The following is a 12893-nucleotide window of genomic DNA, read 5'->3' on the forward strand; positions in this document are numbered from 1 at the left end:
CTTTTCGCCGCCGAGATTCGCGTTGTCATCCACTCAGGACGCCGTCGGTTCGGCGCGGTTTCGCCACGGTGGACATCCTGTCTTTGCCGCATCTGGCCGTCCCGTTCAATCGTGGTCGTTCGCGCGCTGCCTAGCCTCGGTTGTGGGGAGTCAGGCCGTCAGGTCGGCCGGGGACTGCCGGGTGGTCAGGATCGCGCCGGTGATGATGGCGAAGAGGTGATCGACGCGCGGGGCGAGCGCGGGCTGGTCGCCGACCCAGGCGAGCGCGCCGCCCAGGGCGTACAGGTCGGTGGCGTCGATGTCCGTGCGGGCCGTGCCCTCGGCCTGCGCGCGGGCGAGCAGCTCGGCGCCGGCGGCCTTCATGGTGACGCACGAGGTGTGCAGCGCGGAGCCGGGATCTTCGATGGCCGCCACCATCAAGTCGATGACGCCCCGGTAGTTGTGGGCGCACGCGACGAAGTCGCCCAGCCACGACACGAGGGCGGCACTGGCCGAGTCGGCCGACCGCAGCTCGGCCGCCTTGTCGGTGAGCTCGTCGAAGCTCGTCCGGAGCAGGGCCTCGAGCAGGGTCTCCCGGGTGGGGAAGTGGCGGTACATCGTGCCCAGCCCGACCCCGGCGCGGCGGGCGATGTCGCGCAGCGAGGCGTCGGCGCCCTCCTGGGTCACGACGTCGCGGGCGACGGCGACCAGCTGGTCGTAGTTCTTGCGGGCGTCAGCTCGCATGGCACCCCCTCTTGTCTTTCCGGAGCTCTTGCTACCGGAGCCCTTGCTAACCGGAGCAGTGACCCGTATATTTGGAGCATCGACCCGCTTAGCGTACGTCATCGACCAGGTGAGGAGAAGTCATGCCGACGAACACGATGAAGGCGATCCGGCTGCACGAGCACGGTGGTCCGGAGGTGCTGCGCTACGAGGACGCCCCGGTGCCCGAGCCCAAGCCGGGTGAGGTGCTGATCCGCGTGCACGCGGTGGGCGTCAACCCGCCCGACTGGTACGTGCGGGGCGGCATGACGACCATGCCCGGGGAGACGACGCCGTCGTTCGCGTTCCCCATGATTCCCGGGACCGATGTGTCCGGCGTCGTCGAAGCCGTGGCGGCCGATGTGGACCAGTTCGCGGTCGGCGACGAGGTGTTCGGCATGGTGCGGTTCCCCAGCTTCCACGGCGGCGCCTACGCCGAGTACATCGCCGCGCCCGCCTCGGACCTCGCTCGCAAGCCGGCCGGGCTCGACCATGTGCACGCCGCGGGAGCGCCCATGGCCGCGCTCACCGCCTGGCAGTTCCTCCTCGAGGTCGGACACGACCATCCGTCGCCGTTCCAGGAGGAGCCGCACCTCCCGGTCGCCCTCGCCGCCGGAAAGACGGTGCTCGTGAACGGAGCCGCGGGCGGAGTCGGCCACTTTGCGGTCCAGCTGGCGAAGTGGCGCGGGGCGCGCGTCATCGCGGTGGCCTCGGGCGCCCACGAGCCGTTTCTCCGGAAGCTCGGCGCCGACCAGATCATCGACTACACGACGACCCGCCCCGAGGACGTCGCCCACGACGTCGACGTCGTCATCGACACTGTCGGCGGCCCTGGCAGCAACCGGCTTCTCCGTACTCTGAAGCCTGGCGGCACGCTGTTGCCGGTCTTCCCGGCCGAGCTCGATCCCGGGGAAGTCACCAAGCGGGACGTGACCGTCTCCACCATTCAGGTCCGCTCGAGCGGCCGGCAACTCGCCGAGCTGGCCGACCTGCTCGGTGCGGGACGGGTCCGGGTCGCCATCGACAGCACCTTCCCGCTCGCCGAGGCGCGCAAGGCTCATGAACGAGCCGCCGAGGGCCACCTCCGCGGCAAGATCGTCCTCACGGTCGATGCTTCCTGACCCCGGCCTCCCGCGCGGCCGCGTACGACCTGACGACAACCACCTGGAGACGCCGATGAGCGACGAGAATCTGGACCCGGCTCAGCGATTCGCCGTGCAGGACACGCTGGCTCGTTACGCCTTCGCCCTGGACCAGCACGACCTGGTGGGTCTGGAGAGGTCCCTGACCGAGGACGCCACCTGGACGTTCACCATCGCCGGCGGGGCGGGAATCGGCCCGGTCGCGGGTCGCCCGGCGATCCTCGAATTCGTGCGCCGGGCGACCGAGACCCAGACCGATCAACGCCGGCACAACCTGACCGATGTGGTCGTCCGCCGCAGTGACGCGGCCACCGCGGTGGCGCGGGGCTACCTGATGCTGACCTCGAACGCGGGAGGAGGCCCGAGCGTCATCACCACCGGCGCCTACGAATGGATCCTCCGCCACGTCGAAGGCGAGTGGCGTATCGCCACGTTGCTCCTCGACATGGACAACGCACAATGATGGTGACCACGCCCACGGTCGATTGATGCGGGGAATCCGCCCTGCATTGCTGTCCTGAGCAGTTCGGGTGACGAGGTCCACAGCCGGCGCGACGGAGTTGGCGGCCCGGCCGAGGATGATGGCTCTGTGCAACCCATAACCACCGCCCAGGCAGAGGCCGTCGAGGCCGAGTTCATGTACCAGTACGAATCGGGGGCGCCCGCCGAGGACCGGGAGGCGCTCGGGATCACGGTCCTCCGGTCCGGTGGCGGGGTCGTGCTGTCCGCACCGCACGACCCCACCGGTTACTGGAGCAAGGCCCTGGGTTTCGGGTTCGTCGAGCCGGTCACCGGTGAGCTCGTCGACCGGGTTCTCGATGTGTATCGGGCCCGGGACAACAAGGTCGCCACCCTGCAGATCGCGCCCGAGGCGTTGCCGGCCGACTGGGACGAGATCTGCCGCACGCGCGGGCTCGAGGCCGGCGGCGGCATCGTCAAACTCGCGGCCCCGATCGAAACCGTCGTCCCGGCCGGATCGAGCGATCTGCGTGTCGCGCCGGTGACCAAGGACGATGCGGAGCGCTGGGCGGCCACGGTTCTGGACGGCTTCGGCTTCCCCCACGGGCCGTTGCTCGGTCTGCTCGCGGCGGTCGTCGATCACCCGCGGTTCCATCCGTACGCTGTGTGGGACGGAGACACGATCGTCGGCGGCGGAAACCTCTACGTCCACGGCGACATCGCTTCGCTGAACACCGGATCGATCCTGCCGAGCCACCGCAACCGTGGCGGGCAGACGATGCTCGTGGCCGGCCGGGTCGCTCGCGCGCGCGAACTCGGCTGCCGCTGGGTCGTCACCGAGGCCGGTCAGCCCGCGGACGGCGAGTCCAACCCGTCGCTGAACAACCTGCTCCGCGCCGGACTGCGCCGCCTCTATGTCCGCACCAACTACCTGTGGCACGCCTGAGGTGATCGAGGGAGGACTTGTCGTCGGGGCAGCCGGCATCGTGGGCGGCCCGGACAAGTGCCGTTACGTCGTCGAGGAACTGGGCTTCGCCGCCGCTGCCGACCGGCACGACCCGCACTGGCGCGACCGGCTCGACGAAGCCACCCCCGACGGTATCGACGCCGACGTGGAGGGCGCGGGCGGCGAGATCCTGAACCACGGCCTGGGCGGGATCACCACCGGCGCCCGGATCGCCCTGGTCGGGATGATCGCCGACTACAGCGCCGACCCGGCCGCCCCTTGAACGTCGGTGACGCCGGCTCGGGACATCTGCGACAGGCGGGCGATCCCGATCGGGCCGGCCTCCGGTTACTTGGCGGGAAGCTCGATGGACAACCTCTGCCGGCCCCCCGTCACGACGTCCTGCCTTTGCTTCCGGGGCCTTCGGCGCCGACCTGATCGGTGGTGTTGTCGAAGGAACCGGAGAGCAGGGCCAGTCGGAGGTTGGTCTCGTCCTCGCTGTTGGCGGCCGCGGTGAGCAGGACGACCTTCAACTCGTTGTCGCCGTCGGTCAGGACGTCGCAGTCGACGGCCACGGGCCCGACGGTGGGGTGATGAACGATCTTGCTGTCCTCACGGTGGGCGCCGACCGTGCCGGCCGACCACAGGTCGGCGAAGCGGCGGTTGTGCGCGGTGAGGTCACGGATCAGGGTGCTCAGGCGGCGGTCGTCCGGGAAACGGCCGGTGGCCCGGCGCAGGTCCGAGACGATGGCCGCCTCGGTCGCTTCCCGGGAGAGCGACGTCACCGGCCACTGGGACAGACGCGGGCCGGTCTCGTCGACCGGGAAGCTGTCGCGGGCGAAGTTGCGCAGCTCGGGCGGCACCCGGGACGGGTCGCCGAGCAGCGCCGCCCAGCCGCGGTTCCACCGGAGCAGCTGCCAGTCCGCCGCGAAGACGGCGACCCCGGCGGTGTCGCCGAGCCGCCCGATCACCCGCTGCAGACCGGGCGGGATGTGGCCGGAGATGTGCGCCGGCGGGGCGATGCCGGCCAGCCGGTACAGGTGGTCCCGCTCGGCCTCGGTGAGCCGCAGGGCCCGGGCCAGCGCGGCGACCACCTGCGCGGACGGGGTGGTGAAGCGGCCCTGCTCGAGGCGGACGAGATAGTCGACCGAGATGCCGGCCAGTTCGGCCAGCTCCTCCCGGCGCAGACCGGCCGCCCGGCGCGCGTAGCCGGTGGGCAACGCGACCTCGGCCGGGGAGAGGCGGTCACGCCAGGCGCGCAGGGTGGCGCCGAGTTCGGAGGTCATGCCCCCTATTGTTGCTCGCCGCCGGGCGCCGAGGGTGGTAGAGCTCTTCCCTGGTTGGCCGCCCCGGACGGCCGCACGATGGGCCCATGACAATCACCTTCATCACCGGGGCCAACAAGAGCCTCGGCTTCGAGACCGCCCGCCGCCTGATCGACCTCGGCCACACCGTCGTGCTGGGCGCTCGGGACGTCGAGCGGGGAACCGTCGCGGCGGAGAAGCTGGGCGTCCGCTTCGTTCAGATCGACGTCACCGACGACGAGTCGGTCGCGGCGGCCGCCGCCGACGTCGAGCAGCACGAGGGCCGGGTCGACGTGCTGATCAACAACGCCGGCATCGCCGGCCCCTACGGCCCCCCGGACGTCGCCGGCATCCAGGCGGTCCTCGACGTCAACGTGGTCGGCGTGGTGCGGACGACTATCGCCTTCCTGCCGTTGCTGCAGCGTTCGGACGACCCGGTCATCGTCAACGTGACCAGCGAGATGGGTTCGCTCGCGGCGACACATGACCCCGATCGGGCCGAGTCGCACGTGATCATGCCCGCTTACACGGCGTCGAAGGCGGCGCTGACCATGATGACGACCCAGTACGCCAAGGCCTACCCGGAGATCCGCATCAACGCGGCCGACCCCGGCTACACCGCCACGGAGTTCAACGGCCACTCCGGCCCGCAGACCGTGACCGAGGGCACCGACGCGGTCGTCGCCCTGGCCACCGAGGGCCCGGGAAGCCGTTCCGGGCGGCTCGTCAACCGCGCGGGCGACATCGCGTTCTGACCACGGCAAAGGCCTTCAGCGGATTTCGCCCGTCGCTGAAGGCCTTGCGCGGGCGTCAGGCGGTGATGGTCATGCGGGTCACGTGTCCGTCGGCGACCTGGAACGTGAAGTGGCTCGGTCCGTTGAAACCGCCGCCGCCGACCACCGCGGTCACGACGTACGAGCCGTCCTTCTCCACCACCTCGGTGACATCGAAGGTGGCGTGCACGCCGATGTTCTCGCCGTCGCTCCACCCCTTGATCGCCTCGTGGCCCTGGAACGTGCGGCCCCAGTCGTCGACGACCGCGTCGTCGGCGAAGGCCGCGAGGAACGCGTCGGTGTCACCGGCGTTCGTCGCGTCGAAGAAGGCTTGAACCGGGGCGGGCAAGATCACGGCCATGTCGACGAAGATAACCCGGGTCCGTCGGCGCCGGCCTGCGCTCAGCCATGACGATCAGTCATGCCGCGACGGGCTTCGGCCGGACTCGGGCGATGCTGTCCAGGCGCCGGCGCCGAACTTGCCCGCGAAGGCGCCGAGATTGCGGACGTTGAGTGCAGATTCGAGACCCGATACCCGATTCGCCAGGATAACCACCGATCCACCCCGAGCTACGGTCCCATCTGATTTCCCGTGATCAGATCAGGAGTCCCGTGGCGAAGATCATCGTGGCCGCACCGCCGATCCCCGGCGAGGTCGGACCGTTGCTGCAGGTGGCCCGGGCGCTGGCCGATCGCGGACACCGCATCACCGTGCTGTCCGGCCCGTCGTTCCGGGCCGAGACGGAAGACGCCGGTCTCGCGTTCGCGCCGCTGGGCGGGGACGCCGACTACGACGTCCGGGAGATCAGTGCCGTACGCGGGGACGGTCTCCCGCCGGACGCCGAGGAACTGAACCACGGCTGGATCCGCGCCCTCGTCGATCCGATGCCGGACGAACATCGAGCCCTGCAGGCGCTGCTCGAAGAGGATCCCGACCAGTACCTGATCAGCAGCGTCCTGTTCCTCGGTCTTCTGCCGATCAGATACGGGGTGCCCGGGCGCCAACCGCGGGGCTGGGTCGGGGTGAGCGTGATCGGGCTGGCCATCACCAGCGAGGACGCGACGTTCTACGGTCCCGTGCCGCTGGCCGGCGACGAGAACGCGGTGAAGGTGGCCAACCGGGCGGCCAATGCCGTCTTCGCCGAGGTGTCGACGCCGACGCGGGAGCGGCTACGCGAACTCCTGCTGGACCTGGGCGCCGCCGAGCCGGTCACGGTCGCGTGGCCGGACGTCCTGTACACCGCACCGGACGCCGTGGCGGCGCTGACCGTGCCCGGCTTCGAATTCCACCGCGGTGATCTGCCCGGCACCATCCATCTGGTCGGCGCCCTGCCCCCGCTGCCGGCGAGAAGCTGGGATGCGCCCGCCTGGTGGGCCGACCTGGACGGCTCGCGCCCGGTGGTGGTGGTGGTCACCTCGCAGCTGGTCGAGCCCACGCTCCTCGGCCTCGCCGACCGGGACGTCACGGTCGTGGCCGCGCTGGGTGGCGCGGACCCGGAATCGCTGTCGATCCCGCTGCCGGCCAACGCCCGGGTGGCGAGCCACCTCCCGTTCGAGGCGCTGCTGCCCAGGACGGCTGTCCTGATCACCGACGGCGGCATCGTCGGCATTCAGCAGGCTCTCGCGGCCGGCGTACCGGTGATCGTCGGTGGCGACACCGAGGACCAGCCGGCCAACGCGACCCGCGTCGCTCACCACCAGCTGGGCGTCGACCTGCGGACCGGGAACCCGGCTCCGGAGGCCGTCGCCCGGGCCGTCACCGAGGTGCTGGGAAGTCCGGACATCCGCGAGAACGTCACCCGGCTGGCCAAGGTCTATGCCCAGCACGACCCGATCGAGGAGATCGAACGCCTGGCTGTCGGCTGAACCGAGCCCGCCCCTCCGGTCGCCGGGCCGGGCCGGACGCCGAACGTGATTCGGCCACGACCGGCGTAATGACGAATTTTCCGTATGACGTTCAGAAAGTGATCGGTGAAGTCGGCCGTGCGGTTAGCTTTTGCTCCCGTGTCTACCCAATCAGAAGTCGAACGGCCGGCGACCAAGCTCGTCGTCGTGGTCGACGAAACCCTCGCCATCGGTCCCGCGGTCAACGCCGCCACCGTCCTCGGGCTCGCTGTCGGCGCCCGGCTCACCGAGTCCCTCGGCGCCGACGGCAAGGACGCCTCGGGCGGAGTGCACCTGGGCCTGAACACCCATCCCGTGCCGGTCGTGACGGCCGGCCGGGAGCAGTTGCGCGAGTTGCACCGCAAGTCCACCGAGCGGCCGGACCTGCTCGTCGTCGGCTTCAACGAGGTCGCCCGGCAGGCCCGCGTCTACGAGGACTACCTGGCGACGCTGGCCGAGACGCCGGCCGAGGACATCGACTACGCCGGGGTGGCCGTGTTCGGTCCGCGCAACCGGGTCACCGCGCTGACGAAGCGGTTCCCGCTGCTGTGACGACGAATCTGGCACCGCCGCAGACGCCGGAGCCGGTGACCGAACGGCACCGGCTGGGGATCGTCGCGGGCACCGCGCTCTTCGTCGGCGCTGTCCTCGGGCCCGGGGTGATGGTGCTGCCGGCGATGGCCGCCAAGGCCGCCGGTCCGGCGTCGATCGTGGCCTGGGTCGTGCTGCTGGTGTTCAGCGTGCCGGTGGCGGCCACGTTCGCGGCCCTGGGCGCCCGGCATCCCGACGGCGGCGGGGTCGCCACCTTCGTGACCCGGGCCTTCGGTCCGCGGTTCGCCGTCCCGGTCGGCTGGTGGTTCTATTTCCTGGTGCCGGTCGGGGTGCTGGCCGGTGTGCTGGTGGGCGGCGAGTACGTCGCGGCGGCGCTCGGCGCCGGCCGGGGCGCCGCCCTGGCGATCGGGGTGGCGATCCTCGCGGCCGCCTTCGGCGCCAACTACGTGGGGCTGCGCCTGACCGGCCGGGTCCAGGTGGTGATGGTCTCGGTGCTGGCCGTTCTCCTGCTGGTCACGGTCATCGCCGCGGCCCCGGCGAGCCGTCCGGCCAACTTCACCCCGTTCGCCCCGCACGGCTGGGCGGCGGTCGGAACAGCCGCGACCGTGCTCTTCTTCGCCTTCTCGGGCTGGGAGGCGGCCAGCCACCTCTCGGCCGAGTTCCGCGATCCGCGCCGCCACCTGCCGCGGGCCACCGGGCTGACGCTGGCGCTCGTCACGGTGCTCTACCTGGCGCTCGCCGTCACCACCATCGGCGTTCTCGGCCCCGCCGCCGGGACCACGGCGGTGCCGCTGAGCCTGTTGCTGGAGACCGCGTTCGGCCCGGCCGGGCGGGCTGCCACCGCCGTCGCGGCCGTGTTCCTCAGCTTCATCGCCGTGAACACCTACCTCGCCGGCGCGGCCCGGCTGGGGGCGGCGCTGGGGCGGGACGGCGGACTGCCGCGCGCGCTGGCCAAGGGCGGCGCCGCGGGTGACGTGCCGCGGCGCAGCCTCACCGTCCAGCTGGCCCTGTGCGCGATCGTCGTCGTGGTCACGGTCGTGTTCACCGTCGAGCTGGACACCCTCCTGCGGGTCACCTCGGCCTGTCTCGCGGCCGTCTCCTTCGCCGGGATGGCGGCCGCCCTGCGGCTGCTGCCGAAACGCTCCGCCGTCTGGTATGGCGCGGCGGCCGGCCTGGTGTTCACCGCGCTGATCCTGGCGTTCTGCGGCGTTCTCCTGGTCGTTCCGGCGGTGCTGGGAGTCGGCGCGTACCTCACTGTCCGGTCCCGGCCGGGCCGCAAGGACGAGAGGGTCACGGGTCCAGGGGCTCGATGACCGCTTTACGGGTGTGCTGATAGATGACGGAGCTCCGGAAGCCGGCGATCTCCCGGCGTCCGCTGAACTTGTCCATGAGGAAGGCGTGCAGACTGTCCACATCGGGCACTCCGACGTGGACGAGGAAGTCGTCGCCGCCGGCCACGACGAACACCGACAGCACCTCGGGCAGGGCCATGGCGTACGCCTTGAAGCCCTCGATGACGGTGCGGCTCAACGGCCGGACCTGCACGTGCAGCAGCGCCTGGACGCCGCGGTTGAGGGCGGCGAGATCGACCTCCGCGTGGAATCCGGTGATGACGCCGCGATCGCGCAGCGACCGGACCCGTTCCAGGCAGGTCGAGGGGGCGATGCCGACCGCCCGGGCCAGCTCCCGGTTGGTCTGGCGGGCCTGGGTCTGCAGGTTGGCGACGATCGCCGCGTCAATGTCGTCCACGGTCGGTGATCCTACGCAATCATCGAACGTCCGGCGGGATCGAAGCGCGATGACCGATCGGATGATCTGATCTGCCGACCGCGCGGAGCATGGCAGCGACCCGGGCGGCCGCCTGTTCGGGCCCTCCCTCGGTCAGTGCCGCGCCGACTCCGCACGCGACCGCCCCGGCCTCGATCCACTCCGGCGCGGAGCTGGGGCTGACCCCACCGGTGGGCACCAGCGGCGCGTACGGGACGGCGGCCAGAACCGCCCGCACCCAGTCCGGGCCCAGCGACGCCGCCGGGAAGATCTTCACGGCGTCGGCGCCCAGCTCGAGCGCCTCCATCACCTCGGTGACCGTGCCGGCGCCGGGGATCACCGGCACGCCGTGGCGGTGCCCGGCCCGGATGACGTCGGACCGCACGTTCGGCGTCACGAGGAAGCGGGCCCCGGCTCGGACGGCGGCCCCGGCGGCCGCGGCGTCCAGGACGGTGCCGGCGCCGATCACTGTGTGGGCGGGCGCCGTGGAGGCCAGGTCCCCGATGATGTCCAGCGCTCCCGGCGTCGTGAGCGTGACCTCCAACGTGTGCAGCCCGGCGTCCAGGAACGCCTGGGCGGTCTGCCGGGCGGCGGTCACCTCGGTGCCGCGGACGATGCCGATGATGTGTTGGGCGGTCAGCGCAGCCACCGTTTCCCAGCGATACACGCGGTGCCTCGATTCGTATATGCGAATGCTGTTTACATTATGGGGTGCACCGGCCACCATCGACGCATGTGTTCAGTGAAGGTGATGCGGGTGGGGCGGCGCCGATGACGGATGTTGTGACGATGGGCGAGACCATGGCGGTGATGTCCGGCACCGGGGTGGGCCCGCTGCGCCATGAATCCACCCTGCGGCTGGGGGTGGCCGGCGCCGAGGCGACCGTGGCGATCGGTCTCCGGCGCCTCGGGGTTCCGGCCGCCTACCTCGGCCGGGTCGGCGACGACGAGCTCGGCCGCGCGGTCCTCATGCGCCTGCGCGGGGAGGGCGTCGACGTGGAATTCGTGCGGGTGGACCCGGAAGCCGCCACCGGGCTGATGGTCAAGGAGCGCCGCACCACCAAGGTGAGCCGGGTCCGGTATTACCGCACCGGCAGCGCGGGGTCGCGGCTCGCCCCGGCCGACGTCCCGGAGAGCCTCGTCGTCGGGGCGCGGGTCCTGCATGTCACCGGCATCACGGCGGCGCTGAGCGACTCCTGCCGGGAGGCCGTGCGACTCGGGATGGACCTGGCCAAGGCGCACGGGGTCCTGGTCTCGCTCGACTACAACTACCGGGCCGCGCTGTGGCCGCCGGAGGAGGCCCGGGAGGTGCTGCGCGATCTGACCTCGTACGCCGATGTGGTCTTCGCCGGCGACGACGAGGCCCGCATGGTCGCCGACCTCGGGCTCGCGGCCACCCCGGAGGAGACCCTGCACGCCTTCGCCTCGCTCGGCGCCGGCCAGGTGGTGGTCAAGCTGGGCGCCCAGGGAGCCCTGGGGCTGGCCGACGGCACCGTGTCGCGAGTGCCGGCGATCCCGATCGAGGTGCTGGATCCGGTCGGCGCGGGTGACGCGTTCGCCGCCGGATATCTCGCCGCCCTGCTGCGCGGTGAGTCGTTCGAGCAACGGCTGCGCTGGGGTTCGCGGCTGGGGGCGTTCGCGGTCGCGTCGTCCGGCGACTGGGAGGGGCTGCCCCTGCTCGACGAGCTCGGGCTGCTCGACCGGGCCGACGGGGACGTGCTGCGCTGAGCCGGACCCGCCGGACGCACCCTCGCTGTCCCGGGGGTGCGCCCGGCGCCGTCTCACGGCGTGGTGACCGAGACGTTGTCGAAGGCGGCGTGCCCGGTCGAGGCCGTGGTCTGCAGGCCGACGTAACTGGCCGCGGGCTGCAGGGAGCTGTCGGTCGCCGACGCCACCAGCCGGCCGTTGTCGTACAGCGAGACGGTCGTGCCCTTCACTTCCAGGCGCAGCCGGTACGTGGTCCCGGCGCTGGTCTCGGTGTCCGAGCCCACGCCGGTCAGCTTGGTGTTGGCCCCGTCGACCAGCTTGCCGATCGCGTATTTGTTGCCCCACGAGGCGATGCCGGCGTAGTAGTAGTTCCTCCGGTCGGTGTACCGGGCCAGCAGCACGTTGTCGCGCTCGGCCGGGGTGGTCTCCATCGGGGTGACCTCGGCCGCGACCGAGTAGTCGCGGGCCTTGACCAACCGGTTGCCCTGCAACGTCTGCAGGTGCCCGGCCGGCGCGTTGCCGAGCGACTGGGCCTTGCCGTTGCGGACCTCGAACGACGCCCCGTTGGGGATGTCGGGGCCCTGCGCCATGGCCCACTTCGACGGGTCGATGATCGGCACGCTGGGGCTCCACTTGGCCAGGTTGATGGTCTCGTTCCAGCCGGGCCGGTGGTTCTTGGTGTTGTACCAGACCCAGTCCGCGCCGTTGACGTTGACCGGGAACTGCCGATAGATCATCGAGTCCTCGACCCCGCCGGCCACGCCGAGGTCGAGCGTCATCGTCGACCGGTCGAGGTTCCAGCGGATGCCGTCGGGGGAGGTCAGCCGGCCCCCTCGGGACGGGTAGTCGTCCTGCCATCCGACCACGACCATCTGGTACGTGCCGTCGGCCATCTTGCGCACGTTGGGCCCGCCGATGCCGAGGCTGGCCCAGCCGCCGTCGTTCATCGGCCGGATGAGCGGGTTGGCCGGCGACTTGGTCCACGGCCCGCGCGGGTTGGTGGCGGTGGCGTAGCAGATGAACTCGGGCTCGCCGCCGGCCGACGCGATCTTCCCGGCGGTGTACCACATCTTCCAGACGCGTTCCTGGGCGTCGTACAGCAGTGACGAGTTGTAGATCCAGTTGTCTTCCCAGGCTTCGGTGATGTCCAGCACCACGCCGAACTTGCGCCACGGCCCGGCCGGGTCGGTGGCCTCGGCGTAGTGCACCCGGCCGACGCCGTCGGTGCCGACCCCGAAGTACGTCATGTGCCAGGTGCCGTTGCGGTAGACCACGCTCGGCTGGTTGAGGGCGCCGCCCTCGGTCGGCAACGTCTGGCTGACCACCGGATCGGTCTTCTTCGTCCAGTGCTCGCCGTCATCGCTGGTGGCGTAGCCGATGTTGGTCAGGGAGCCGTACCACATCTTGAACTTCGGGCCGCCTCCCGTCGCGTACACGAGAGTCGGATCCTGCATCAGGGTGCTCTCCCACGGCAGCGACTTGGCCACCACGACGCCGTGGCGGTTCCAGCCGGGGATGTTGCCGAAGGAATCGGTGAAGACGGGGGCGGCCTTCGGGGCCGGCACGAAGCCGACCAGGAGGGCGACGACGGCGGACACAGCTTGCATGGGGGCTCCGA

General features: G+C 71.1%; 15 protein-coding genes. 9 read left to right on the forward strand and 6 right to left on the reverse strand.

Annotated features, from left to right (window positions below; genetic code table 11):
* Positions 1-150: 150 nt before the first annotated feature.
* Positions 151-723 (reverse strand): TetR/AcrR family transcriptional regulator, encoded by a 573-nt coding sequence (locus HJC40_RS04985; RefSeq protein ID WP_249998531.1) that lies wholly within the window; start codon positions 721-723, stop codon positions 151-153.
* A gap of 122 nt (positions 724-845) precedes the next feature.
* Between HJC40_RS04985 and HJC40_RS04990 the strand changes: the two genes are divergently transcribed.
* The 4 genes from HJC40_RS04990 to HJC40_RS05005 all read left to right on the forward strand — a co-directional run bounded on the left by HJC40_RS04990 (position 846) and on the right by HJC40_RS05005 (position 3571).
* The gene (locus HJC40_RS04990) at positions 846-1862 is read left to right on the forward strand and encodes an NADP-dependent oxidoreductase (RefSeq protein WP_249998533.1); all 1017 of its coding nucleotides are present in this window, start codon (positions 846-848) and stop codon (positions 1860-1862) included.
* A 55-nt stretch (positions 1863-1917) separates the two neighbouring features.
* Positions 1918-2346 carry a nuclear transport factor 2 family protein gene (locus HJC40_RS04995; RefSeq protein WP_249998534.1) on the forward strand — a complete coding sequence of 143 codons (429 nt, stop codon included), beginning with the start codon at positions 1918-1920 and terminating at the stop codon, positions 2344-2346.
* 126 nt (positions 2347-2472) lie between these two features.
* Positions 2473-3288 (forward strand): GNAT family N-acetyltransferase, encoded by an 816-nt coding sequence (locus HJC40_RS05000; RefSeq protein WP_249998535.1) that lies wholly within the window; start codon positions 2473-2475, stop codon positions 3286-3288.
* A 1-nt stretch (position 3289) separates the two neighbouring features.
* Complete coding sequence (locus HJC40_RS05005; RefSeq protein ID WP_249998536.1) at positions 3290-3571, forward strand: hypothetical protein; 282 nt, start codon at positions 3290-3292, stop codon at positions 3569-3571.
* A gap of 109 nt (positions 3572-3680) precedes the next feature.
* On the opposite strand, the gene HJC40_RS05010 is transcribed toward HJC40_RS05005, so the two are convergent.
* Entirely contained in the window at positions 3681-4574 is an 894-nt protein-coding gene (locus HJC40_RS05010) for a helix-turn-helix transcriptional regulator (protein WP_249998537.1), read from the reverse strand.
* An 86-nt stretch (positions 4575-4660) separates the two neighbouring features.
* Between HJC40_RS05010 and HJC40_RS05015 the strand changes: the two genes are divergently transcribed.
* Complete coding sequence (locus HJC40_RS05015) at positions 4661-5347, forward strand: SDR family NAD(P)-dependent oxidoreductase (RefSeq protein ID WP_249998538.1); 687 nt, start codon at positions 4661-4663, stop codon at positions 5345-5347.
* A 55-nt stretch (positions 5348-5402) separates the two neighbouring features.
* Here HJC40_RS05015 and HJC40_RS05020 read toward each other — a convergent pair whose 3' ends face one another.
* Positions 5403-5726: a nuclear transport factor 2 family protein gene (locus HJC40_RS05020; RefSeq protein WP_249998539.1), complete on the reverse strand. Its 324-nt coding sequence runs from the start codon at positions 5724-5726 to the stop codon at positions 5403-5405.
* 251 nt (positions 5727-5977) lie between these two features.
* Between HJC40_RS05020 and HJC40_RS05025 the strand changes: the two genes are divergently transcribed.
* The 3 genes from HJC40_RS05025 to HJC40_RS05035 all read left to right on the forward strand — a co-directional run bounded on the left by HJC40_RS05025 (position 5978) and on the right by HJC40_RS05035 (position 9114).
* Complete coding sequence (locus HJC40_RS05025; protein WP_249998540.1) at positions 5978-7231, forward strand: nucleotide disphospho-sugar-binding domain-containing protein; 1254 nt, start codon at positions 5978-5980, stop codon at positions 7229-7231.
* A 138-nt stretch (positions 7232-7369) separates the two neighbouring features.
* Positions 7370-7801, forward strand: a complete 432-nt coding sequence (locus HJC40_RS05030) for a DUF2000 domain-containing protein (RefSeq protein WP_249998541.1) — start codon at positions 7370-7372, stop codon at positions 7799-7801.
* A complete protein-coding gene (locus tag HJC40_RS05035; RefSeq protein ID WP_249998542.1) occupies positions 7798-9114 on the forward strand; it encodes an amino acid permease in 1317 nt (438 codons plus the stop codon). The genes HJC40_RS05030 and HJC40_RS05035 overlap by 4 nt, the downstream gene beginning before the upstream one ends.
* Here the strand turns inward: HJC40_RS05035 and HJC40_RS05040 are convergent.
* Together HJC40_RS05040 and HJC40_RS05045 are read right to left on the reverse strand one after the other, a co-directional pair.
* Positions 9092-9550 carry an Lrp/AsnC family transcriptional regulator gene (locus HJC40_RS05040; protein ID WP_249998543.1) on the reverse strand — a complete coding sequence of 153 codons (459 nt, stop codon included), beginning with the start codon at positions 9548-9550 and terminating at the stop codon, positions 9092-9094. The two genes, HJC40_RS05035 and HJC40_RS05040, sit on opposite strands and share 23 nt — an antisense overlap.
* Positions 9551-9569: 19 nt before the next feature.
* Positions 9570-10235 (reverse strand): bifunctional 4-hydroxy-2-oxoglutarate aldolase/2-dehydro-3-deoxy-phosphogluconate aldolase, encoded by a 666-nt coding sequence (locus HJC40_RS05045; protein WP_249998544.1) that lies wholly within the window; start codon positions 10233-10235, stop codon positions 9570-9572.
* A gap of 104 nt (positions 10236-10339) precedes the next feature.
* Between HJC40_RS05045 and HJC40_RS05050 the strand changes: the two genes are divergently transcribed.
* Entirely contained in the window at positions 10340-11296 is a 957-nt protein-coding gene (locus tag HJC40_RS05050) for a sugar kinase (protein WP_249998545.1), read from the forward strand.
* A gap of 53 nt (positions 11297-11349) precedes the next feature.
* Here HJC40_RS05050 and HJC40_RS05055 read toward each other — a convergent pair whose 3' ends face one another.
* A complete protein-coding gene (locus HJC40_RS05055; RefSeq protein ID WP_249998546.1) occupies positions 11350-12882 on the reverse strand; it encodes a hypothetical protein in 1533 nt (510 codons plus the stop codon).
* Positions 12883-12893: the final 11 nt, after the last annotated feature.

Origin of the sequence: Actinoplanes sp. M2I2 (assembly GCF_023544445.1) — a bacterium.
Lineage (GTDB): Bacteria > Actinomycetota > Actinomycetes > Mycobacteriales > Micromonosporaceae > Actinoplanes.